This is a genomic window from Paenibacillus sp. Y951 (assembly GCF_056786395.1).
The window spans coordinates 142,366-167,015 of sequence record NZ_JBXCIY010000006.1; the positions used below are offsets into that span (position 1 = coordinate 142,366).

The window sequence follows — 24,650 nt, forward strand, 5'->3', positions numbered from 1 at the left end:
TTATGCCCCTTCAGACCAGAACCTTACCGTTGTTAATGCTTGATTCGACAACCTCACTGGTGAATTTTTCAACTTATCTAACGTAAAATGCAGCTTTTGTTTGGATCTCGTAACAAAGTACACTTTCAGTAATGCCAAATACGCATCTTCATTGTGAGGGGAATTTTCGATGAATAGTTGTGCGGATTTTTCAGCATCACCATATAGTTCTAACTTAATTTCCATATTAACTTTAGCGATGTAAGCCCACTCTGTTTCTTCAGCTAAAACAATTAGACGATTCAAAACAGATAAGTACGTAAATTGGTATTTCCGAAGTGTTCTATGATCTAAGAAGCCACTATTCATAAATTCACGCAAGACTTCAGCATATGCAATGACAACATCTAAATTGGATTGTTCGTTCTCATATTTAACCGTCAGCTCTTGCATAGATATTTGTAGTTTACGCTTTAACTCCATAATTGCACTAACTGCATAATGTGATGTTTCCGTATCTTCATTACTTACAGCTCGTTGCAAAATTTCGATATAATTAATCGTATCTTGCTTCAGGACATCAATCATAACTTGTCTTCGTTCTTGATGTTCACTTACAACAAGTGCATCCTCAATTGGAATAACATTAAGTTCTTTGTTCTTTTCAATTTCGTTATATATGCCTATTCTTCTAACTTTATGCTCTTCTTGTTGACGTTCGATATATTCAGTAAATTCTTTACTTGAATCTTCCAATCGAATGCGCGACCACACCATCGGCAAAATCCATCCAACTACGGGTAAAAAGGTCACAACAATGATTTTCATTGCGATATTACGTTTGTTTTTCCAGTTTAAAATAACAATTACGATCCAAGAAACAATTAGATAAATTCCATACCATTGCAAGTACATTATGTTCACTCCTCACTGACTGCTGCGAACGTAATCGATGAATGAGATAAACGTTGAAGAACAATTTCTGCATCAAGTTCACTCGTATTGGATAATAGCACCATTAATTGTTGTTGCTCATTCATGCCAATATAATCAGTTTCACGTAATAAAGGAGCTATATAATGAGAAGCCTCTTCCATCGATAATCCTTGTAGTTGACTTCTTAATAATAAATAAGGTACGTGATTCTGTTGTTTTGACAAAGATTTCGATTCCAAAATCTCTCCAAATACATCACTTCGAAGAATATTTGTACCCGAAATATAACGTGTGCCTTCAGTTGCATCGATGAAAGTAAAAGCTTTACTTAATGCAGAAGAAATTAAATTCACCGTAATTTGGAATAAGTTCTGATGGTATAGTGAGAAACTTTCGAAAGACATGTCATCAATAGTAATAATTGCCGAGATGCGATCTTTATGGAAAATAGGAGCCATCATTAGTGGTGCTTCCTCGGTTAAATTTTTATTAATGTACATTTGTCCATTTGATAGTAGCTCAGATAAATGCGGATAATCTTGTACTCTTAATGATTTCGCTACTTCCGTATTGTTATAACCTGAATTCGCAAGTAAGCGTAAATAGCTTTGATGTTTATTGACAGTATAGATGTTAACTTTATTTACTTTCATAATCGATTTCACTACGTTAACGGCTGCATTAAACACTAACTCAGGCTCTAAACTTTCAAGTTCTTTGGTAGCATTATAAATCTTCCCATAGCTATCACCAGAATTTAAAATTCGTAGCTGTAACTCATCCTTTACTTCACGAACCTCAGTATATACATGCTCAAGAAATTCATAACGTTCATTAACTTCTGAAATTTTTTGTTCTTGCTGCGAAATGCGTGCATTTTTTCTTTCAATGGAATAACCTACTACTAAACCGATAAATATATAAATGGCTATTTGGAAGAAAAAGTCCGTATCGTATGTAAGTGATATCATATCTCTACCATCATTTAATTTCTCATATGTAAATAATCCAATGGATAGTACGACGGATAGTACAGCCTGTCTATTACCATAGAGGATACCTATTATAGTTATGTAAAATATACTTACATCAACTACACCATAAGCACTATGTACATAATTAAGAGTAATCCAAGCTGTAAGGACAAACGCTAGAAGATTTTCTGCATACGGGAGTATTGTTTTCTTGAATGAGCTCAAGTCTATTCTTGGAGGTTTTTTTTCAACTACTGTGGCTGCTACTTGTTCCTCAGAGTGCTTTTTCAAAAAGAAAATTGCTGTTCGTTCAAGACCTTCTTGTATCGAATATAGTGGCGACCAATCTAGATCTTTCATAATTCTAGTATTATCTAGAACGGAATGATCAATGTCTCCCTCACGCTTATTAACATATTCAATCTTCTCAATTGGTTTGATCGTGATAAGAGATTCAATAATATCGGTTAGAGAAGTTTGTATATTCGTCGATAGATTGTATACCCCTTTAGCTGAGCTATTTACACTACGATATATCGCATCAACTACGTCCTCGACATAAATGAAATCTCTCGTCTGTGTTCCATCACCATGAACAATTATGGATTTATCTTGAGTAAGTCGATCCATAAATATCGATATAACTCCGCCTTCGCCCTCACTATTCTGCCTTGGACCATATACATTTGAAAATCTAAATCCAATGGTAGATAATCCGTATAATTCATTCCATTTATTACTGTACATCTCATTTGTAAGTTTACTAATTCCATATGGCGAAATTGGACTGCAGATAGAATCTTCAGATAAAGGCAATTGATCCTGTGGTCCATAAACAGCCGCAGAAGAAGCATAAATGAATGATTTAACATTATATTTGCTAGATAGATCTAACATATTCACAAACCCAAGTACATTGGTTTCTGTATCTAGCTTAGGATCAACTAATGATTTCTTAACACTTACTTGTGCTGCCAAATGTACGACAACATCAAAACGATTAGCTTTAAAAACTTCCTCGCACTTTGCATCATCAACCGAAAGTATGTAACTTTTATGCTTGAATTGAATATTTTCTTTGCGTCCAGACACTAGATTATCAATAATAAAAACTTCGTAACCTTCCTTAAAGAAACGATCGGCAGCATGAGAACCAATGAAGCCGTATCCCCCTGTAATTAACACTTTCACACAAATCACCACTTTCCTAAAAATATCCGGTTTAAACTCATTAATAACATTAACTTTTTAAACACATGCAAATAATCCAAACTATAATTTTGATAATATATTCATATTATGGATATTTTTAATAATCAACTCCCAAAAAACCCCTAGAGCCAAGCACCGACCCATCTCGGCTGAACTTGCTCTAGGAAGTGTTTATTTATTCTATTGCAAAGTATAGCTAATCATGTCTCCGCTTGAAGGAAGTTTTTGCGAATTTTTATCATCAAGCATAGCTCCAAAATGAATCATATCTGATTTACTTAGGTTGAGAGTGTCTAACGGAATAGCGATTTCAATTATTTTTGCGGAAGTATAGTACCTATTACTCGTTATCAAATTTTCACTTATTGTAAACGACCAGGACTTCCCATCCCCGCTATAACTATACAATCTACCATCTTCGAGCAAGTAATCTACTCCAGATGAGCTCCATTTTGAAATCTTATAACCAGTGTTACTATCATTATCAGAATTAAAGTAAATTTGATCCTTACCACCTAACTTACTTCCCTCCAACAAGATATACAAGTTAGCATCATCATTGGTTACTTTCACACTCTTTATATTATTACTACTTGTAGCAATCGGTCCGATATCTGACCAATCCTTAACTTTACCATCCACAGTTATTTTATCTACTGTTGGTGTTGGCTCTGGTGTTGGCTCTGGTGTTGGCTCTGGTGTTGGCTCTGGTGTTTCTGCCACAGTAGTTACTGTAGCCATTGACCCGCCTGATGGCAGTTGATTACTCGAGGAATCCTTCCAAATATACCCAATTTTGATACTGCTACTATCTTTTGCATTAAGCAATTCTAAAGGAATCGCTAATTCAACTACTGATGAGTAAATCGCTACATTAGTTTTCTTGTAGGCAGTAACTCTACTCCAATCCCAGTTTTTACCTTTTCCTGTATATTGATACAGCGCTCCATTCTCTAGCAAATACGATGCAAACTGATTAGACCAGTGAGTAGATGCAAATGAAGTAGCATCACCCGAACCCGTATCGATATACAATTGACCTTTCTCAGTTAATAAATTTCCTGTTATTAATACATATAATGTGTCATTTGCAATAATCCCTTGCAATGTTTTCACATTAGATGCACTATTTGCTAATTCTGAGTAAGAAGTCCAGTCATCAGTTAATCCATCAATTGTAATATTAATACCAGATTCATCGGGAGCAGATGGATTCGGTGTTATCACTGGAACTTCTGGTGTTGGCGTTAACTCCGGAACATCAGGTGGAATATTCTCTACTAGTTCATTCTGTTCGAATGCACCTAAATCAATATTTACTCCGACTATTCGCTGTTGCGATCTAATGTCGAGATTTCCACCTGAACCGTATACTATTGTGCCCGCATCAATTGCTAGAGAGTTTTCTTGTAATGAAAGTTCACCTGATTGGGCATCTGTGAATAATGGATCAGCAAATATGGAATGCGCATCTCTTTTTGTCGCAGCTACATACTGTTCGAATGAGTTATATTTGGTTCCACTCACTCTCCAATGATTAGATATTGATCCTGACACATAGTACATATTAAAATCTATAAAATTCCCGTTATTTCCTGTTCGATTATCATAGAAAAATGGCGTCATTGAGTCTGCATAAAATATGTTATTATGATAAGAATTATTTGTCACTTGATTTTGGAATGTAATTTCTCCATCACCAGTTTTAAGAGTATTATTGAAATAGAATGTATTGTTCATAATAATATTATTAGATGCAGAGCCGTTTTTTGTAGACGATCCGCCCATAATAAGTCCTGATTGATGATTATTGTAAATGTAATTATTCCTTACGACGATGTTACTCGTCGTTTTATTGAATTTCTCGCTCGCAATCTCTATACCATAATTATTATTGTATACTTCGTTACGTTCGATGATTGTATTTGTCCCGCCATCAACATAAATTGCTGCTGCAGCGCGGACCCCTCGATAGGCCGGGTTAGTAATTGTATCGACACTATGCACGATATTGTCGCTTACTACCCCATTTCTTGCTTGGTCAATACATGGACTTGAACAAGTACCATAATGACCCGCTACATCAATCCCAATATTGTTCACGTTGTATATAAGATTGTTCGAAATCGTAAATCCATCTACATTACCAACAACAGTTACTGTTTCACTTGATCCAAGTATTAAGTCATGAATTTTATTACCTGAAATTGTAATGTCCTTTATTGCTTGAGCTCCATTACCATATACGATAATACCGTTTGCATTGCCTTTTACATTATAATTTGCAATATCGTGCAAATGGTTATTCATAATATAAAGATTGGATCCACTCTTTGTTACTTTTATACCAGCCAAATACTTCGAAGAACTATCGGATACTAGTCCAGTTAGCTCAAAACCATCGAACACAACATAATGTGAATTGGTGAACTGAACAATATGTGAAATATCTGGTACGTTAGATACATCAATAACCGGTAGTTCCCCAGGATAAGCCTGGAACGTAATATGTCCTGCACTTGCTGAACCAGAGCTAGTAATTGTAATAGCTTCTTCATATATGCCATCACGTACTAGTACAGTTTCCCCTGCTTTCATCGTATCTGCTGCATACTGAATGGTACGCCATGGTGTGTCGACAGACCCATCATTATCATTCGAACCGCTTGTTGAGACATAAAATACTTTACCAGGGAAATGATCCGTTGAGCTGGCGCCTATAGGTAGGTACGTAAATAAAATCATAACACTTAGAAATGAAAGAAAACTGAATTTCACTCTTTTTATGATCCTCACATGCTTTTCCTGTGTATTCATAGCAAAGAACAGCCCCCTCCGTATTAAATTTGGCCCCGTATAACAATCGCTACAGCCATTGTCTACAAGAGTTTTCATTCCATATTTTGAGTTTAACATTAAGAATATGGTATGAAAATGGACAAACGTATAACGAAGGGAATTTAATTCTCTAGCCTTATTTGCTATATTTTACCACATGATTATTCAGTATAGATAGTCATTTGTTAATTAACTGCGACTTTTTACACTCTTATTGTTAATAATATGTAACGATTTTGCATATACTATCGTCGACTTCAGGACAATTTCACTTGAACAATGACCTTCTCATCACTTAGGATGTGCCAAAAGTCATCTCCTTTCCTAATATGAAGCGATTATTCAATTCTTGATGAATTTGGAGCAGTTCCGTGAATTACAAGTAATAACGAGAAATATTGTGTAAGTATAGAGACGATTTCATAATATTAGGCTATAATATAAATAACAACTTAAGCCCTTTTAGATTTCGATTCTATTTTCACTCATTTTTCGTTATAGGCAATTGCAATTTAGCATTTGCTAATTTCGTGTGAGCAAAGTTAGAATCTGTTAGATTGCTTATAAATAGCAGTCATGTCACATACTTTCGAGTTAGGTGAAATTTATCACAATATTTTCATCCAAGCACGTAGTATAATTAAAACAAGAAATCTGGAATCGCTTCATGCCGATCATTAATCGGTCAAAAGTAGTTCTATTCAAAGGAGACCTGGATATGTCAGAAACAAACACACAAGCGCAATCTGAAGCGGTAACTCCGAGTCAACAGCAGCAAGCTCTACTTGAGCAATTGTTGCAGCCGGAAGTACAAGCATCACTTTCTACTTTAGTAGAACAATTGCCAAAGTTAACCGAATTAGTAAGTTGCTTAACAAAGTCTTACGATGTCACGAAAACTTTAGCTACAGATGAAGTTTTCAAAAATGACATCATAAGCGCGACTACAGAAATTGTTGGTCCAGTTATTGAAGGCGCAAGATCAATGGCAATCAATGCGATTGAAGCTAAAGATCGTGCTGCAACAAGTCAAGAAGTTATCGGTATTTTCGGACTTATGAAAATGCTTAAAGACCCTCAAGCACAAAAAATGTTCCGTTTTATTAATGCATACCTTGAAGTCAGTAACGAACGTTCCAAATAAAAATAATCGAATCAATCTAAAGTAATGGACGGAGGACTAGCTATGTCTAAACACATTGTCATTTTGGGTGCAGGTTACGGTGGCGTACTTACAGCTCAAACTGTTCGCAAATACATGGACAAAAGTCAAGCAAAAGTAACGGTAATCAACCAATTCGCAACACATCAAATTATTACGGAACTACATCGCCTAGCTGGTGGTACTTTAAATGAAGAGGCTATTGCTATTCCTTTAAAGAAAATTTTCGAAGGTCTTGACGTTAACTTGAAAATTTCTAAAGTTGAATCTTTCTCTGTTGAAAACAAAGAAATTAAACTTGCTGATGGCACTACTCTTTCTTACGATGCTCTAGTAGTAAGTCTTGGTAGCCAAACAGGTTACTTCGGTATCCCTGGTCTTGAAGAAAACAGTATGGTTCTGAAATCAGTTAATGACGCTAACCAAATTTACAAACATATCGAAGACCGTATTAAAGCTTATGCTAAAACTAAAAACGAAGCTGATGCTACAATCGTTATTGGCGGTGGCGGTCTTACAGGTGTTGAGCTTGTTGGTGAAATTGCGGATAACTTCCCTAAAATCGCGAAACAATATGGCTTAAGCGCTAAAGATCTTAAAATTAAGTTGATCGAAGCAGGACCGAAAATTCTTCCTGTTCTTCCAGATCATTTGATTGAGCGTGCGACAGAAAGCTTAGCCGCTCGTGGTGTAGAGTTCATCACTGGCGTTCCTGTTACTGGCGTTGTTGGTAACAAAATCGAGCTTAAAACTGGCGAAACCATTGAAGCTAATACATTCGTATGGACTGGTGGCGTAGCTGCTCTTCCAGTAGTAGCTGATTCTGGTCTTGAATGTGACCGCGGTAAAGCTGCTGTTAACGAATTCCTACAATCCAAATCACATGCTGATGTATTCGTAGTTGGTGACTCTGCGCTTGCTTTCCCTGCTGACGGCGGACGCCCTCATGCTCCAACTGCACAAAATGCTTGGCAAATGGGTGAGTTGGTAGGCTTCAATCTATATGCTTACTTCAATGGTAAAGCTATGGATGAATTCCACCCAGTTAACTCTGGTACTCTTGCATCACTTGGTCGTAAAGATGCAGTTGCAACTGTAGGAGCTAGTAACACTGCACTTAAAGGTATTTCTGCAACATTGATGAAAGAAGCAAGTAACATTCGTTACCTGTCTCACATCCACTCTCTACGTACAGCAGTTCATACTAAGCTGTAGTAGTTATATACTGCAATGAAGGCTGCCTTAATCATCATGAAGCCATTAAACACCGTGAGCTTCAATTTGTGAAATACAGTCAAACAGATAAAGGCGAATTCTCAGTCTATGGTGATTGAGAATTCGCCTTTATTTTATGGACTTTTTCGTCGCATGGACTCCGTGTTTACTGTCTATAGAGTAGTTTGGGTGCTTTTTCGTCGCATGGACTCCGTTTTTACTGTCTATGGAGCGGTTTGGTTAATTTTTCGTCGCATGGACTCCATTTTTACTGTCTATGGAGCGGTTTGGGTGCTTTTTCGTCGCATGGACTCCGTTTTTACTGTCTATGGAGCGGTTTGGGTGCTTTTTCGTCGCATGGACTCCGTTTTTACTGTCTAGGGAGCGGTTTGGGTGCTTTTTCGTCGCATGGACTCCATTTTTACTGTCTATGGAGCGGTTTAGGTGCTTTTTTGTCGCATGGACTCCGTTTTTACTGTCTAGGGAGCGGTTTGGGTGCTTTTTCGTCGCATGGACTCCATTTTTACTGTCTATGGAGCGGTTTGGGTGCTTTTTCGTCGCATGGACTCCGTTTTTACTGTCTATGGAGCGGTTTGGGTGCTTTTTCGTCGCATGGACTCCGTTTTTACTGTCTAGGGAGCGGTTTGGGTGCTTTTTCGTCGCATGGACTCCATTTTTACTGTCTAGGGAGCGGTTTGGGTATTTTTTCGCCCCCTCATCTCATTTGAGTGTTGAACATTGAGCCTACATACTCGTATTTATTTATTCTTTTCGTTCTGCCTGATACAACGGCATGGAAATGTCCCTTTTCACTCAGTTGACTTAAGTACTTAATAGCTGTCTTTTCATTGATCTCCAAATGCTTCACTACATCCACTGGTCTTATTACCTTTCCATTTACTAATGCGAGTCGTATTATTTCATTCTCCACCCTATTAACACCCATAGCAAATCCAAGTTCCCTCTTCCCAAAATAAGGCAACACGATCATCTTCACAAAGCTTTTAACTAATTCAGCATTACTTTCAAGCTCGTCCACTGCTATCGATATCACTTTCACGCCTACCGCCTGTAGAAACAATTCGCGATTTAACTCCCTTCTATACTTTGTACGATCTGCTTGTTCAACATGTGGACCATAGCCTTTAATTTCAAAAGCAATACGAGCATCTCCCATGCATAACATCAAATCCACAAAAAACTTCATTCCTCTCCAGTCTGCAATTTCATATTCAGGATGTAGATCCTTGAAGTTGCCTACTAGCGGCCACCACACTCTTTCAAGAAATAATATTTCTCCATAGCTATGACCTCGTTGCAAACGATCCTTTCGTTCTCCTGTTCGTTGCTTCAAGTGAACCTTCAGCCACTCCTCGTGCACTTCAGCAAAACCCATACCTTCATCTCCCCTAATTTAAAATAAAAAGGCCCATTCCCCTGGTATTAGGAAAATGGGACATGCTTTGCCGCAATTCAATTGAGATTTATGTAGTTAATTACATTTTAGAATAAACATTCATATTACTCAAGATGCAATTACATCTTAGCGATAAAACATAAACAACTACATAACAGTTTTGAAATCGAAGGGTCTAAATACAATTAATTAAATATAACCTAATAATACTTAAGCTAAAAGAGAATACTTCTCATCTTATTCACAAATTAACACTACATATTTTGCTATACTGTATAAGTAGCAATTACGTAATACAATATTAAGGAGTTTGAATTAGCATGATCGTAAATCAACAACAAGTAGCAACAGGCATGAGTTCCGCATTATTGGCGTGTACAGGCGGAGCAATATTAACGATTCACAGCGCTAACCATCTAGGCCTCAATGGAAGAGAACTACTTTCTTGGTTATTCGTCTCTTACGCTGTAGCAGGATTATTCAACTTAATTCTTGCTTTGCGATACAAATTACCGATTGCTGGAGCACATTCCATTACCACTGTCGCATTTTTAAGTACCGTTTCTATACAATTAACATTACCCCAGCTTACGGCAAGTTTCTTAATGTCGGGGCTCATTATTGCAGTGCTTGGATTCACTGGTATATTCAATGTTCTATTCAAACATATTCCACGATCAATTATTGATGCTATGCTTGCAGGTATCATTATGCAATATATATTAGAACTCATCCCTTCATTCAAAGCAAACCCACTTGTCGGTTTACTTGCCTTGATCGGATATTTTGTTGCACCTAGAATTTTCAAAGCTGTTCCACCTATTATTGGTGTCATTGTATTTGGTCTAATCGGATTATTATTCACTTATACATTTCCACAAGTAACACCAATTGCATACGAATTCCCTATATGGATAACACCTGAATTTACATGGCAGGGATTAATTTCGATAGCCATTCCAATTGCTGTGCTAATATTAAGCAATGATCTAGCGGTATCGATAGCTTCCTTAACCAAACAAGGCTATAATCCACCGATCAATCGAATAATTTCTTATTCAGGCATCGCTTCTGCATTAGGCAGCTTCTTCTTAAATCATTCTATCAATACTGGTGGCATGATGACAACGATCTGCAGTAGTGATGAAAGTGGCGAGCATAAGCAACGTTATCGTGCAGCTGTTGTTTCCAGTGTACTTTGCATTATTTTCGGTATTTTTGCTTGGAAGCTAGTCCCATACATTACATCACTTCCGCAATACTTTATTGCAACGATTATTGGATTTTCATTGTTAGGTGTCTTTCTTAATAGTATGAGTTCATCATTTGCCGATACAAAAAATAGCTTTCCCGTCGTATTTGCCTTTATTATTTCTGCAGCTAACATATCTTTTTTTGGTATTTCTGCTGCATTGTGGTCACTAATTGTAGGTACCGTATTAAGTGTAGCATTGCGTCAACGAAAATCTAACCAACCTAATGAGCAGTAATTGAGAAGTACATGAGAAGTACTTAAGCAACAGCTAATCAATATCTAAGCAGTATCTAAGCAGTAAATAAGTAGTAGTTAATAAGTAATTCATGAACTGGAGATGAGAACATATCTATGCTTAATCAATTAGTTGAACAAATAAGAAAAGCTAACTTTATTACTGTGCTATCGGGTGCCGGCATTAGCACTGCGAGTGGAATTCCAGACTTTCGTTCACCGAATGGCATCTATTCACAAGTTAATAATGTTGAATATTTACTATCTGAAGGATATTACGCAACTCACCCCAAAGACTTTTGGACAAACTTTAAAAGTATTTTTCTAATGGAGCGGATGCAGCAATACGAGCCTAATATCACACATACGATGCTGGCAGAACTCGAAGCTCTCGGGAAAAAGGTTACGATTGTTACGCAAAATGTAGATGGATTACATCGTAAAGCTGGGAGTCGTCATATTCTCGAAGCTCATGGCTCCATCGATCATGCTCATTGTCCAAAATGTAAACGAAGCTATGAGCTGAGTTATGTTATGGCTGAGAAGATTCCACGTTGCGAGCATGATAATTTCATATTAAAGCCTGATGTTGTCCTATTTGGCGGTATCGTGCGTCATCTTCCTGAAGCTTATGAAGCAAGTGAGCAATGCGATCTATTTCTTACGCTTGGGTCGTCGCTGCAAGTATTTCCGGTAAAGGAATTGCCGTTCTACGCCAGTCGGGCTAGCCAGCCTAAGCTAGCTATTATTAACTACGAAGCTACTGAGCTAGATTACTTGTTCGATATCGTTATTCATGACGATCTTGTCGCAAGCTTTCAATATATTAAACAGCACTTGTAGCTTATAGATAGTTCAAATAAAAGCGAAAATAAGCGTAATATATTCTATTGTATGAACAGAATATATCACGCTTATTAATTTTAATATAGCAATTGATATGAAAAGATTATGGAGTTAGCTCAGCTACGATTGAGTTATCGTGCTTCATATTGGAAATATTCGAACTTAGCTGGGGCTGCTGTAGCTTGCTTTGTTCCGTTAGCAAACATCCCTATACATACACCAGTAAATGAACCGTCTGAATCTGGTGAAATATGACTAGCATCCGCACTAGCAATCGAATGCCATTGCTTACGATCCAGTGAATATTGCAGCTCATATTGCTTTTCGGTAGAGTTAATAGCTAACCATACGCCTGTTTGCTTCGTAACAGCGAGGAAGCTAGCTTCCTCCTGCTTATTCTTCATCGTAATCGCAGCAATTCCGAATTGTCCGTCCTGCTGACTTACGCCTATAGCATAAAACGTATTGTCACTTAGTCGTGCGGCAATACCTGCATGCTCCCCATCAACTACAGGAGCAAACTCCATATACGTTTCAATGCGCATCGCATGATGAAGCTGACGACGGCATACGTATAAATTATTTTGGCCATCCTTCAAGCTATATTCATTACCGACTAATGTTAGCCATCCATCGTTGCTACACAATGAAACCGCTGATTCAGAAGGCAGCACACGAGTATAGATCCACTCCATATGGAGTGGTTGCTGTGCCGAGAATGTCGTTACATTTTTTTCTGGTGCGACTTGCATAACTACATCCTCACGAGGTTGTAGTGTCGGAACGGTAACCGATATTGCTAGTTCTACATGACCTTCATTATTATCAATCATCGGCCAGCCATCTACCCAAGTCACCGGTGCAAGATATGTTTCACGCCCTAGTACACTGCCACGATCATTACGCAAACGAACCGCTAGAAATAGCGCCCACCAGTTGCCGTCAATATCATCGATTAGCTCCGCATGACCCGTATACTGAATAGGATGATCTTCGATCGCGTTATGCGTCAGTATCGGATACTCCAACATTTCAAAGGGACCATACGGATGATTGCTACGTCCAATAATTTCGCGATGCATCGGACCAGTACCACCTGAAGCCGTCATCATATAGTAAATGCCGTTAATTTTATATAAATGTGGACCTTCAACCCACGGACCTTCATCGCCCTCGAATACAACAACTGGCTCCGATAATGCCTCACCTGTAGCGACATTTATCTCATATTGAATAATATGAGAGGTTTCGCCAAAACCAGCTTGAATAGAAACATACACTTTACCATCATCATCGAAGAACAACGATGGATCAATATTTCCATAAGGAATCTTAATCGGATCACTCCAAGGACCTGCTGGATCAGCCGCTGTAACATAGAAATTGCCGATGCCGTATACATCCGTTGTAATCATATAAAACAAGCCATCATCATAACGAAGTACAGGAGCGTATATTCCTTCTGAGCTATTACGAGTAAGCAAATTGACTTGACTCTCCCTCGTCAATACATGCCCGATTTGCTTCCAGTTGACAAGATCTTTACTATGAAAGATCGGCACACCAGGGAAGTATTCGAATGTACTAGTTACCATATAATAATCTTCACCAACGCGAATCGCACTTGGGTCAGGATAAAACCCTGGAAGAATTGGGTTTGTATATTCAATTGTTCTTGTCAGCTCATGATCGACCAAGCGCCAGAAAGAATCCTTTGGCTCATGCTGTTCATCAAATACAAATGGCCAGTTTTTACGACCTTTGACTGGGAAATCATCAAGCCAAGTGTAGTCCTCGGCTGCACCCCAGAATGTTACAGCTGTAATAACATCTTTATATTCACGGAATAAATCAAAAATTTCTTTATAGCGCTCTGCTTGCTTCGCTAGTATTTCTGCTGTTGGTGCTGTAAGATCCGTCCGACGATCTTCATAATCAAAAACAGAAATATCTAACTCAGTAAATTGCAATTGCAGTCCTAATGCTGCATACTTCTCAATCGCTTCGCGAATGTCTGCAATACTTGGCCCTGAAAGATTCCAATGCCCTTGCAAGCCAATACCATGAATAGGTACCCCACGATCTTGTAGTGACTTCACAAGCTTAATAATTTTATCGCGTTTCTCTGGATTGCATTCATTGTAGTCATTGTAGAATAACAGCGCATCCGGATCAGCCTCATGTGCATAACGGAAGGCATGCTCGATGAAATCTTCACCGATAATTTGTAGCCAACGCGAATCACGCAGCCATATGTCACTCTTATCCTCAATGACCTCGTTCACAACATCCCAAGCATAGATGCTTCCTTTATATCTGCCAACAACGGTATCGATATGAGCTTTCATACGAGATAGCAATAATTCACGAGATGCTGGTTCGCCATTTTCACCCTCAAATATCCAATCCGTCGTCTGATTATGCCATACTAAAGTGTGACCTCTCATCTTCATGCCATGCTGCTTCGCAAAAGCTAGTAATTCATCTCCCGCTTCAAATGTATAGCGGTTCTCTTCAGGCTGAACATTAACAAATTTCATATCATTTTCTGCCGTAATGCTATTAAAATGTGTAGCTAGTAGTTTTTCTGAACCTTTAATAGTCTCAAGGTTCACTGCTGCACCAATATCAAAATAGGACTTATAAACTTCCCATAATTTCGGAATACTGCTCATCCAATTTCCCCTCCAACTATTCATGTCTCTTCGCTCTTTTCATAAGGTGGAATAGTGCGAAAAGCCATGCGCTATGTTCTCGATTGCTTCCATTACTATCTGAAAGTCCACTTTTTCAACTTACACTATTAGTAAATCGTTCTGCCCGCTGCATCTTCAATGCCTGATTTTCGATAGAAATACGTATTGACAATATCACGCCATTGCTCAGCATTTTCTAGCTGCACTTCAAGTCTACCTAATATATGAGCATGACGCTCACTATCCACAACTTCATTAAGCTCATTCCACTGACTAATCCAGTACTCGGCACGCTCTACTCCTGTGAAATGCGTATCATAGATATGCTGAATAACTGTTTTCCCTGAATGAAGCACATGCGTATACGGAACATGATGGAAGAACAATAGTAGTTCATCTGGGCATGTATTTACATCTTCAAATATTTGTGCATTTGCTTGTTCGTATTGCCCAATATAACCTGTTCCATCAGCAACGGTACGATTAACACCGATTCCTTTTTGATCGGCAAAGTGGTACGTACCCCATTTTGAATATTCATATCCATCAATATCTGGACCATAGTGATAATGAGGTGTGACCATCCAGCCTACTCCTAGAGGAGAAGTATAGCTTTCATAGATCGACCAAGATTCCATTAGGAAAGTATTGATCATTTGTTGTACTTGACGATTCGTACCGAATGTCAACGCTGTCCATTCCCCAGCAATTTGTTCACTAGATTGTTCTGGATTCCATAATAGACGACCATAGCCATATAAATTCGCCTGTGACAGATGATGTCCTGTCCAGTTGTCATCATCACCAATACTCGTTACTGCAGCGATACCGCTATGTGAGTAAGGATGGACATTACCCGCTGCGATTTCTTGAACGGTACTGCCTTCGCCTTTATGATGTGTATCAAACTGTAGTACCTCTTTCCACTGCGGGATTAGGTAGCATACATGACGTTGTTGACCTGTATATTCTTGAGTGATCTGGAATTCCATCACTTGGTTTGTTTGTTCCATTGCACCGAATAATGGTGAAACTGGTTCACGAACTTGGAAATCCATCGGACCATTTTTAATTTGCAATATAACATTATCTAAGAAGCGACCATCTAATGGTTTGAAATGATCATATGCTGCTCGCGCACGATCAGTAGAACGATCTCTCCAATCTTGATGACAATCATAGACAAAACATCTCCATAGTACTAAACCACCGAATGGTTGTAATGCTTCCGCAAGCATATTAGCTCCATCTGCATGATCTCTACCATAAGTAAATGGACCAGGACGATTCTCTGAATCTGCTTTTACAAGGAAACCACCAAAGTCTGGAATTGCAGCATATACTTCAGCGGCTTTACGTTTCCACCACTCTTGCACACGTTCATCTAATGGATCAGCAGAATCTACTTCTCCAAGCTCTATTGTAGCTGCATAGTTCACACTAAGGAATAATGTAATGCCATATGAACGGAAAATCGCTGCAAATTGAGCAACCTTCGGTAGTAGTTTTTGTGTAATAAGAAATGTTTCATGATGATGAACATTAACGTTGTTAATCGTAATATTATTAATTCCGATCGAAGCCATTAATCTTGCATAATCTCGTACACGTGGTGAATCTACTAATAGCTCATTGTTATGATAGAAAATAGACTGACCTGAATAACCACGCTCGATGCTACCATCCATATTATCCCAATGATTAATCATTCGTAGTTTATACTTAGGAGCTTCTTGAATGTTCAATACTTCTAGGCTTTCGCCCTGCTGCATGAGACGTAACAGATGGAACACACCATATAATATTGCTTTTTCTGTGGCACCAGCTACGACAATGTATGAAGACTTTTTACTCGTAATTGTTTTAATAATATAACCTTCATCACTACTTAACGCTGCAATTGGGCCAACAATCGCATCCGAAATATACGAGTTGCTATCCTTTGTACCAACAACTAGAAAAGTATCATTAACTGCTTTACCTTCATTAATTGTAGGTGTAATCCCCACTAGCTTTGGAATCGCTAATTGAAGCTCTTCTATAGCTGATTGAATAGGACCTGCGCCAAGCTGCGGTGCAACAATAATTTCCTTAATATATTTACAATATGAATGTACTAGTTGCTCGTCCTCAATTGCATCATATCTTAACCAAGCCTCATAACCATTGTTATTCATCCTATTGTTCCTCTCGTTGACTAAAAGCTGTGTCTTAAGTCCGAATAAACCTATCGAACGGACACAGCCCTAGTATTTTCAATCTATTTTGTTTAACCCTTAACTCCGCCTACAGTCATCCCCGTCACAAAATACTTTTGCAAGAACGGATACACGGCAATAATCGGTAAGCTCGCCACAATCGTCATCGTTGCACGAATAGAAGTTGGAGTTACAGCCGTTGCACTTCCTTGGGCATTAGCAAAGGCATCTCCCGCAGTTGTGCCTGTTGATGTCGTTGATGTGGACAGTATTTTCATTAACTCATATTGTAATGTACTCAGCTTAAGATTAGATGAGTTATATAGGAATACATCGAACCATGAATTCCATTGATATACCGCTACAAATAAGGATACTGTTGCTAATGCTGGAATCGTAAGCGGCAATACAATTTTCATGAATGTTGTAAATTCACCTGCTCCATCGATTCTCGCGGATTCCATAATACCATCTGGCAGTCCTTCGATGAATGATCGAATAACGATCATATTAAATACTCCGACAAGACCTGGAATGATATATACCCAGAAGGAATCTAGCAGGCCTAACTCTTTCGTTAATAGATAGTTAGGAATTAATCCACCACTGAAGTACATTGTGAAAATAAATGCTATCGTTACAAACTTACGTAGTAAATATTCAGGTCTACTAATCGTATAGGCTAGCATCGCCGTTGCAAATACTGATGTAATTGTACCGATAATTGTACGAGCAGCAGAGATAAATGTTGCCCAGAAAATAGATGATTCATTGAATATATATTCATAGTTAGCCCAAGTCCATTGTCGAGGCCAAATGTAAATTCCCCCACGAATAGAATCAGTAGCTTCATTAAAGGATAATGCGAACATATTCAAAAATGGATATAGCGTAAAGATCATTAAACCTATCATAAAGACAATATTAAATGTATCGAAAATTTTATCAGGTACTGTTGAGTACACTTTACGTGATGATTTGGCTTGACCCATCGTTATAGCCTCCTTACGTGATGATTAGTACAGTCTACTCTCGCCTAGCTTCTTCGCTACGGAGTTAGCTGCCATGAGGAAGATGAAGCTGACAACGGTTTTAAACATGCCGGCTGCTGTTGCCAAACCGTAGTTACCCATGTTCATCCCGTATTTCAAAACGAATATATCAAGGTTTTCGGAGTAATCCACGTTCATACCGTTACCTAGTAGGTACTGTGGCTCAAATCCAGATTCCAGAATATGCCCAAGATTCATGATCAACAAGATTACAATAACCGATTTCATGCCTGGAAGTGTAATGTGCAAAATACGTTGGAGACGACTTGCACCATCAATTTCAGCTGCTTCATATTGCGAAGGATCTATCGTTGTAATTGCTGCTAGATAGATAATTGTATTCCAGCCGACATTTTTCCAAACCTCTGTAGCTCCTAGAATACCCCAGAAGTATTCACCCTTACCTAACCACAGAACAGGTTGATCAATTAGATTCATTTTTAACATTAAAATATTAATGATACCTTCTGGTGCTAATGCTGATTGCACAATATTGGCCGCAACGACCCAAGAAATAAAGTGAGGTAAATAACTGATCGTTTGTACAGTACGTTTGAACATAACACTTCTAAGCTCATTAAGTAGAATAGCTAGAACAATTGCAGTTATGAATCCTAAAACTAAGTTAATTGAACTCATGACTAATGTATTTCGCAATACACGATAGAACGCTTCTTCTTGGAATAGAAACTTAAAGTTATCTAAACCAATCCATTGTTGTTCAAAAAAACGTCTTGATGGTCTAAATTTTTGGAATGAAATTGTCCATCCCCAAAGCGGAACGTATTTGAAAATAAATACCCAAATAAGAAAAGGAAGAGACATTAGCATTAGCATTTTTTGCTTGGATAATGCTGTCATATATTTTTGAAAACGTGAGGTACCAGCAGCTGTTACAGTTAGTTCAGTATGTTTCTCCACCTGATTAGTCTCCCTTCCGGCAATACAAAGTTGCGTGAGTTAATAAGTTACTGTTATGAGAAGGGAAAAGCGAAGAACGAACTCCGCTTTCCCCTTTATTTGTATCTTCTTACCAGTTACCAGCTACACGCTCTTTTACATTATTTGTCATGAACGCTTCGTAGCCAGCTACATCAAGTTTACTGAATTCTGCAACATATTCGTTCCAAATAGATTCGAATTCAGCAGGTTTTGCTAAGACTAATTTAGGGAAGTATTTTTGTTGAACATCTCCTGATTTTTGCTCGAAGATTTGTTCAGCAGAACCTTGTTCCTTGTTAACACTCCATGCTGGGAACCAAGGACGATCTTGTGGAGCAGAGAATGGTTCTGCAAATGTTTGAATGTTATATGCATTAAGAATAGCTTGGTCACCTTCTGTGTATCCTGCATTAGCAACTTCAGGTTGATTACCTACGGCATATGCATTACCATCTTCGAATACTGAGCTATTACCATAACGAGGCCAGCTGTACTCGAAGTAAGACCAACCATAGCTGCGTTTGAATTCATTGTCATTACGATTAGCAATTTGCTCATCATTCATAACATAACGACCTTCTTCATTAACGGAGTAAGTAACGCCTTCTTCACCCCATTGAACTAGCTTTTGATTTTCTTCTGTTAGAAGATTATCGAAGTATTTAATGATACGAACTGGATCTTTTGCACTTACAGAGATACCAACACCACGGTTGTTAACAAACGCTGGTGGATCGATATATTGATCAGTAATCGACTCATCATATACGATTGGAAGTCCTACATAACGAAGATCATCATTACCAGCAGTCTTCAAGTTGTTTGTCGCATCGCCAACCTGCCAGCCGTAGTTAAAGTAACCTAGAACACGACCAGAAGTTAATTTTGCAAGATATTGGTCTTTGTTAGCTGTAAATGTTTCTGGATCGAATAATCCAGCAGCATTGATTTCATTAAGCTTTTGTAACCAAGGCTTTTCAATATCACTTGCAGCATATACTTTAGCATCATGAGTTTCCATATCAACGGTTACACCGCCGTCATTAGGGAAACCAGCCAAGTGCATTGGAGCATTAGTAATGGTGAAGAAGTTATCCTTCACACCTGCAAAAGTGATAAATCCAATGCTGTCTTTACCATCTACAGTAGGATATTTTGCTTTGTACTCTGCAATTAGATCAAAATACTGATCTAAAGTTTTGATTTCTGGATATCCGAATTCTTTCAATACACCACGTTGAATCCAGAAAGCACCTTGACCGATATTAGGATCACTAATGTAACCTTGGTCAGCAGAGAATGGTAGAACATAGATGTTACCATCTTCAGCTGTAAATTTGTCCATGTAATCTCCGTATACACGCTTAATATTTGGAGCATGCTCTTCGATCAAATCATTTAATGGTCTGAACGCTTCCGCATCAATCAATTTATCAATTTCACCTTCAGGAACGATAACGTCAGGATAATCTCCACCCGTAATCATAACTCCTGATTTAGTGCTTACATCCCCTACGGCAAACTCCATTTTCCAGTCAACACCTGTTTGTTCTTGCAACTTCTTACCGATGTCTGTATCACTTGCATTAATATCTTTGTTGCTACCAAAGCTAAAGTACGTATACGTTACTGGTGCTGTCTCATCTCCTGTTGCTCCGGAGTTCGCTCCTTTGTTGTTCGCATCGTTACTTCCGCAGCCTGCAATAAGCAATACTGATGCCATTACAACTGCAAGACCTGTCTTTAACCACTTTCTTTGAGTCATAACTTTGTTCCCCCTTTTAGTAATGTTATTTTGTAAGCACTTTCAGTATAATTCTAATACGATGGACTCGTTACCCAGTAAACTATACATTGTCCTTTGAAAAGCATAGATATTTGTGAAATCGCTTAAATTTCTATGCTTTTTCCGAGTTTTTCTATGTTTAATTACAAAAAACGACAATTACCAGCAATATTCAACTACTTATTCCATATCTTTCATGGGAAGTCGCAGCATGACACGTGTACCCGCTCCTACTTCACTTTCCATCTTATAAGTAAAGTCGTCACCATAAACGATGCGTAGACGAGTAAATACATTTTTCATTCCAACATTATCACCCATCTGCTGATCATCACTGAAATAGGCTTGTAATTCACCTAACTTATGTTCACTCATCCCCATTCCATTATCAGAAATAACGAAAACAATAGATTGAGCTTCATGTGCAATCTGAATCGTAATTAAGCCAATACCAGGATTACTTTCTATGCCATGGATACTCGCATTTTCAACAAACGGCAAAAAGGTCATTTTCGGTATGAGCTGTTTATTCAGTGCATCCTCTACCGTAATTTGAAACTGGAGCTTATCGCCAAAGCGATACTTCTGAATTTCTAGGAAACTCTCAATAAGTTCGATTTCTTCACGAATGGTCACAAAGCTTTTTTTCCATGAAATCGATTTACGGAATATTTTCCCCATGTTTTGAATCGTTCGAGCCGTTTCCGACTCCCCTTTCATTAGACTTCGCATACGAATCGTCTCTAGCGCATTGAATAAAAAGTGGGGATTAATTTGACTATGAAGCGCATGCAGCTGTGCTTGACGCTGCCTAATTTCAAGATCCTTCTTCTGTATATCAGCGACATACACATCGTTAATTAAGTTATCAATACGCTCGATCATCCGATTAAACTCTACCGATAGTTCACCGATTTCATCTCTTGCACGATCATAAGGAATTTGTTCAAAGTTTTTTCCTTTTACTTTCTTCATATGGCTCAATATTTTTTTCACGCGAACGTGAATCGAGCTGGAAATCATCGTAATAATCATCGTTGGTACGACAAAATTAATGATCGCTAATAGAACAATAAACTGTGCTGTTTGACTTACTTCAGACAGAATTTGCTCTTCATCTACAACACCATATAATGACCAACCGCCGAGATATCGATTATTACGATATGTTTTGGAGAAGGTTAATGCCTTCTGTGGTTGCTTAATCTTGGATAAACTAATGGGACCTGCTACTAATGATAACTCTGCGTCGTTACTATAATGTATGCTCTTTTCATCATTCATAAAGTAAACATTACCTTGGAAGCTAGAAAGCTCCATCAATTGCTTAACATATTCCATGTTTAGATCAATTTTAATTAGATGCTCGTACTTACCCGTTTGTTCAGTGTCTAACGCTTGAATAATACTTATGCTTTTTTCAGTAACATGTAGATAAGGATATGAATTGTTATTAGCCGAAAACTCCTTATACCATGGCGAGCTTAATATTTCTTCATTCAGTGATATGATGTTGCCTGAAGATAATATGGTTGGGTTATCCGTCATAATAAGTGTAGAACTTATCGTCTTATATTCTTTTTCAGAGCGATTAAATATACTTCTTATAGCAGCCAATGATGCAATATACTGATCATTGGTTTCATAATGTTGATTCAAATGGCTATTGAGCACTGGATCTATATAATACAGATAAGCACTACCCGCCGCATCCTCAATAACAACACGTAATTCATTTTGTAATTGTTCTAGAGCCAGTTCTGCATCCGCTGCTTTTTGATTTCTAATATTGTTCGTCGTCACATTGTAAAACACAACATTAGTCAATAAAATCGGGATAAATACACATAAAAAATAAATGACTACAAGCTTGTTTCTAAGCTTAAGATTATTAATATGAAATCTTCGCACTTGTCATCTCCACCTATTTATTTTTTGCCTAATACTTTGTTGCGATAATCAGTTGGTGTCATTTTTTCTAGCTTTTCAAATTGCGTCACAAAGTAATCCGCATTTTGGAATCCTACTTTTCCTGCTACTTCATACATACGTAAGTCGGTCTGTCTTAGTAATTTTTTTGCTTCTTCGACGCGAATACCCAATAAATATTCATTGAAATACGACCCGTATGACTTACGAAATAGTTGACCTAGATAGACGGAGTTCATATAGAATTTAGCGGCAATTCCTTTTAAGTTAATGTTCTCAGTATAATGATTATCGATGTATTTCTTAATTTTCTCGATGCTACCTTTCCCTTGCTCCCCGCGTCGCTCCAATATATATTGCGAAGCCTCCTGTACAAACCTAAGGAAGATTTCCTGTAGTTCAGATAATCTACTATACTTTTTCTGCCAGCCTAACATTTCAGGAAGTAAGGTCAGTTCCTCTTCCTGACCCTCCATCTGCCGCACAATATTAATAATTCCAATCGTACAACGCGTCAATGCATTCGCAACTGCACTCGGAGCAAACCGCATTGATCTGAATTGCTGAAACATTTGCTCAATCGTTTGTTCATAGGCATCATGTTTATTCTCTTCTATTTGCTCAAGTAAATTGTTATATATAGTTGTTTCAATATCAAAGTAATATAATGGTGTTCCACTTACATCGTTAGCAAAAATAACATGCTTACCATCTTCAGCAAATTTGTATTTGATGACTTCTTTCGCGGAACTCGCGGAGCTTGCGATTGCTTTTAGTCGATTAACCTCTGCCCCGATATAGAGCGTAATCGGTGCTTCTACACCTTTAACTAGCGCTAAGTGTAATAAGCGAAGTGCTTCTTCTAAAGTAAATGTTAGCAACGCTTGCTTTAATAGATCCATTTGTATGATCAAACCGAATTGATTTTTTGCTAGAGCATGAATAGGAATATGATAGGCTACCGTTTCTATAATATTGCGCAATAGATGATCCAATTGACTAAATAGTTCATGGTTATAATCACCATTACGCAACTGACCATCATGAATTTCCACGATGACATAGCAATAGTTTCCGCTAACTGGAATATGAAGTGCTTCCGCTAGCTGTTTTTCATCTTCCTCGCTACACTCCGTATTCAGCAATGTTTCAATAACCGATTCATTTAACGGTTTTTCACCTGTTAATGTCGTTAATCTTTTTTTCGATAATGTACTAGCTACACGACGTAGTGTCGCTTCTAGCTCCTTCTCATCAACGGGCTTCAATATATAATCTGATACATGATAGCGTAATGCTTGCTGCGCATATGAAAAATCATGATATCCACTTACAATAATAAATAATGGCCGGTGCTTCCCTCTTTCATTCACTTCCTTAATTAAGGCTAGTCCATCTAATATCGGCATACGAATATCAGCAATAACAAGATCTGGCTTCAGCTGTTCGATCATTTCAATAGCTTGTAGGCCGTTCTCTGCTTCGCCACAAATCTCATATTGCAGCTCATTCCAATTCATTAACCCTATAATTCCTTTTCGAACGAAAATCTCATCATCAACTAACAATACTTTGTACATATGCAACCTCCTAGAACTTTTTATGAACTTCTTGAGATACTGGCTGTAATAAAAAGTAGCTTCGAAAGCATATTGCTAAAACTTTATATAGTAAATATTATACTTTATCCTCTTGGCGAAAATAGCATAATGCTAATTCGCCTCCTTATCTAATCATACTATGATCGAGATCAATACCTATCATACTACAATAAATATAACCTTTAACACTATTCATCCATTGCTTTGTTTTACTGCTCATCCAAAAAAAGTAGATCAACGATATCTTGAGATCAGTTACGTTACATAACCGTCCTATCGATAACCATGATCTACTCATTGTATAGCCTACTATATACTACTGTTATTAATTGATAATATTAAAGTGATCACATATTTCTTCAATCTGCTCCCTACCTA

16 protein-coding genes and 1 pseudogene are annotated in these 24,650 nt (G+C 37.9%); 4 read left to right on the forward strand and 13 right to left on the reverse strand.

The features are described 5' to 3' along the window. The 3 genes from AC1TPB_RS10840 to AC1TPB_RS10850 form a co-directional block, all read right to left on the reverse strand. Entirely contained in the window at positions 1-894 is an 894-nt protein-coding gene (locus AC1TPB_RS10840) for a hypothetical protein (RefSeq protein WP_482076492.1), read from the reverse strand. Between the two features lie 5 nt (positions 895-899). Continuing rightward, positions 900-3,080, reverse strand: a complete 2,181-nt coding sequence (locus AC1TPB_RS10845) for an NAD-dependent epimerase/dehydratase family protein (protein ID WP_482076493.1) — start codon at positions 3,078-3,080, stop codon at positions 900-902. A gap of 201 nt (positions 3,081-3,281) precedes the next feature. Continuing rightward, a complete protein-coding gene (locus AC1TPB_RS10850; protein WP_482076494.1) occupies positions 3,282-5,918 on the reverse strand; it encodes a right-handed parallel beta-helix repeat-containing protein in 2,637 nt (878 codons plus the stop codon). A gap of 739 nt (positions 5,919-6,657) precedes the next feature. Between AC1TPB_RS10850 and AC1TPB_RS10855 the strand changes: the two genes are divergently transcribed. Together AC1TPB_RS10855 and AC1TPB_RS10860 are read left to right on the forward strand one after the other, a co-directional pair. Next, positions 6,658-7,083 carry a helical membrane plugin domain-containing protein gene (locus tag AC1TPB_RS10855; RefSeq protein WP_482063026.1) on the forward strand — a complete coding sequence of 142 codons (426 nt, stop codon included), beginning with the start codon at positions 6,658-6,660 and terminating at the stop codon, positions 7,081-7,083. Between the two features lie 42 nt (positions 7,084-7,125). Next, positions 7,126-8,316, forward strand: coding sequence for an NAD(P)/FAD-dependent oxidoreductase (locus tag AC1TPB_RS10860; RefSeq protein ID WP_482063027.1), 1,191 nt, complete (start codon positions 7,126-7,128; stop codon positions 8,314-8,316). A gap of 715 nt (positions 8,317-9,031) precedes the next feature. On the opposite strand, the gene AC1TPB_RS10865 is transcribed toward AC1TPB_RS10860, so the two are convergent. Then, the gene (locus tag AC1TPB_RS10865; protein ID WP_482076495.1) at positions 9,032-9,712 is read right to left on the reverse strand and encodes a hypothetical protein; all 681 of its coding nucleotides are present in this window, start codon (positions 9,710-9,712) and stop codon (positions 9,032-9,034) included. Between the two features lie 341 nt (positions 9,713-10,053). On the opposite strand from AC1TPB_RS10865, the gene AC1TPB_RS10870 reads away from it, so the two are divergent. Further along, entirely contained in the window at positions 10,054-11,223 is a 1,170-nt protein-coding gene (locus AC1TPB_RS10870) for a benzoate/H(+) symporter BenE family transporter (RefSeq protein WP_482076496.1), read from the forward strand. Between the two features lie 116 nt (positions 11,224-11,339). Continuing rightward, positions 11,340-12,065, forward strand: coding sequence for an NAD-dependent protein deacylase (locus AC1TPB_RS10875; RefSeq protein WP_482076497.1), 726 nt, complete (start codon positions 11,340-11,342; stop codon positions 12,063-12,065). A 134-nt stretch (positions 12,066-12,199) separates the two neighbouring features. On the opposite strand, the gene AC1TPB_RS10880 is transcribed toward AC1TPB_RS10875, so the two are convergent. From AC1TPB_RS10880 to AC1TPB_RS10920, 9 genes and pseudogenes are all read right to left on the reverse strand, one after another. Then, positions 12,200-13,765: a glycoside hydrolase family 43 protein gene (locus AC1TPB_RS10880; protein ID WP_482076599.1), complete on the reverse strand. Its 1,566-nt coding sequence runs from the start codon at positions 13,763-13,765 to the stop codon at positions 12,200-12,202. Next, positions 13,757-14,743 (reverse strand): annotated as a pseudogene (locus tag AC1TPB_RS10885) (endo-1,4-beta-xylanase); the annotation flags it as partial. The gene AC1TPB_RS10880 and the pseudogene AC1TPB_RS10885, both read right to left, overlap by 9 nt. 128 nt (positions 14,744-14,871) lie before the next feature. Next, positions 14,872-16,941: an alpha-glucuronidase family glycosyl hydrolase gene (locus tag AC1TPB_RS10890; RefSeq protein WP_482076498.1), complete on the reverse strand. Its 2,070-nt coding sequence runs from the start codon at positions 16,939-16,941 to the stop codon at positions 14,872-14,874. Positions 16,942-17,033: 92 nt separating this feature from the next. Continuing rightward, on the reverse strand, positions 17,034-17,954 hold the full coding sequence (locus AC1TPB_RS10895) for a carbohydrate ABC transporter permease (protein WP_482076499.1): 921 nt from the start codon (positions 17,952-17,954) through the stop codon (positions 17,034-17,036). 24 nt (positions 17,955-17,978) lie between these two features. After that, positions 17,979-18,875: an ABC transporter permease gene (locus AC1TPB_RS10900; protein WP_482076600.1), complete on the reverse strand. Its 897-nt coding sequence runs from the start codon at positions 18,873-18,875 to the stop codon at positions 17,979-17,981. A 169-nt stretch (positions 18,876-19,044) separates the two neighbouring features. Beyond that, positions 19,045-20,721: an ABC transporter substrate-binding protein gene (locus AC1TPB_RS10905; RefSeq protein WP_482076500.1), complete on the reverse strand. Its 1,677-nt coding sequence runs from the start codon at positions 20,719-20,721 to the stop codon at positions 19,045-19,047. A 201-nt stretch (positions 20,722-20,922) separates the two neighbouring features. Continuing rightward, on the reverse strand, positions 20,923-22,653 hold the full coding sequence (locus tag AC1TPB_RS10910; protein ID WP_482076501.1) for a sensor histidine kinase: 1,731 nt from the start codon (positions 22,651-22,653) through the stop codon (positions 20,923-20,925). Positions 22,654-22,670: 17 nt separating this feature from the next. Beyond that, on the reverse strand, positions 22,671-24,251 hold the full coding sequence (locus AC1TPB_RS10915; RefSeq protein WP_482076502.1) for a response regulator: 1,581 nt from the start codon (positions 24,249-24,251) through the stop codon (positions 22,671-22,673). A gap of 145 nt (positions 24,252-24,396) precedes the next feature. After that, positions 24,397-24,570: a hypothetical protein gene (locus tag AC1TPB_RS10920; RefSeq protein WP_482076503.1), complete on the reverse strand. Its 174-nt coding sequence runs from the start codon at positions 24,568-24,570 to the stop codon at positions 24,397-24,399. Between the last annotated feature and the right edge of the window lie 80 nt (positions 24,571-24,650).

What these genes read in the sequence shown, in the direction of transcription:
- AC1TPB_RS10840 (WP_482076492.1), bottom strand. Translation starts at nt 894, where the DNA reads ATGTACTTGCAATGGTATGGAATTTATCTAATTGTTTCTTGGATCGTA.
- AC1TPB_RS10850 (WP_482076494.1), bottom strand. Translation starts at nt 5,918, where the DNA reads ATGAATACACAGGAAAAGCATGTGAGGATCATAAAAAGAGTGAAATTC.
- AC1TPB_RS10855 (WP_482063026.1), top strand. Translation starts at nt 6,658, where the DNA reads ATGTCAGAAACAAACACACAAGCGCAATCTGAAGCGGTAACTCCGAGT.
- AC1TPB_RS10860 (WP_482063027.1), top strand. Translation starts at nt 7,126, where the DNA reads ATGTCTAAACACATTGTCATTTTGGGTGCAGGTTACGGTGGCGTACTT.
- AC1TPB_RS10865 (WP_482076495.1), bottom strand. Translation starts at nt 9,712, where the DNA reads ATGGGTTTTGCTGAAGTGCACGAGGAGTGGCTGAAGGTTCACTTGAAG.
- AC1TPB_RS10870 (WP_482076496.1), top strand. Translation starts at nt 10,054, where the DNA reads ATGATCGTAAATCAACAACAAGTAGCAACAGGCATGAGTTCCGCATTA.
- AC1TPB_RS10875 (WP_482076497.1), top strand. Translation starts at nt 11,340, where the DNA reads ATGCTTAATCAATTAGTTGAACAAATAAGAAAAGCTAACTTTATTACT.
- AC1TPB_RS10890 (WP_482076498.1), bottom strand. Translation starts at nt 16,941, where the DNA reads ATGAATAACAATGGTTATGAGGCTTGGTTAAGATATGATGCAATTGAG.
- AC1TPB_RS10895 (WP_482076499.1), bottom strand. Translation starts at nt 17,954, where the DNA reads ATGGGTCAAGCCAAATCATCACGTAAAGTGTACTCAACAGTACCTGAT.
- AC1TPB_RS10900 (WP_482076600.1), bottom strand. Translation starts at nt 18,875, where the DNA reads ATGACAGCATTATCCAAGCAAAAAATGCTAATGCTAATGTCTCTTCCT.
- AC1TPB_RS10905 (WP_482076500.1), bottom strand. Translation starts at nt 20,721, where the DNA reads ATGACTCAAAGAAAGTGGTTAAAGACAGGTCTTGCAGTTGTAATGGCA.
- AC1TPB_RS10915 (WP_482076502.1), bottom strand. Translation starts at nt 24,251, where the DNA reads ATGTACAAAGTATTGTTAGTTGATGATGAGATTTTCGTTCGAAAAGGA.
- AC1TPB_RS10920 (WP_482076503.1), bottom strand. Translation starts at nt 24,570, where the DNA reads ATGAGTAGATCATGGTTATCGATAGGACGGTTATGTAACGTAACTGAT.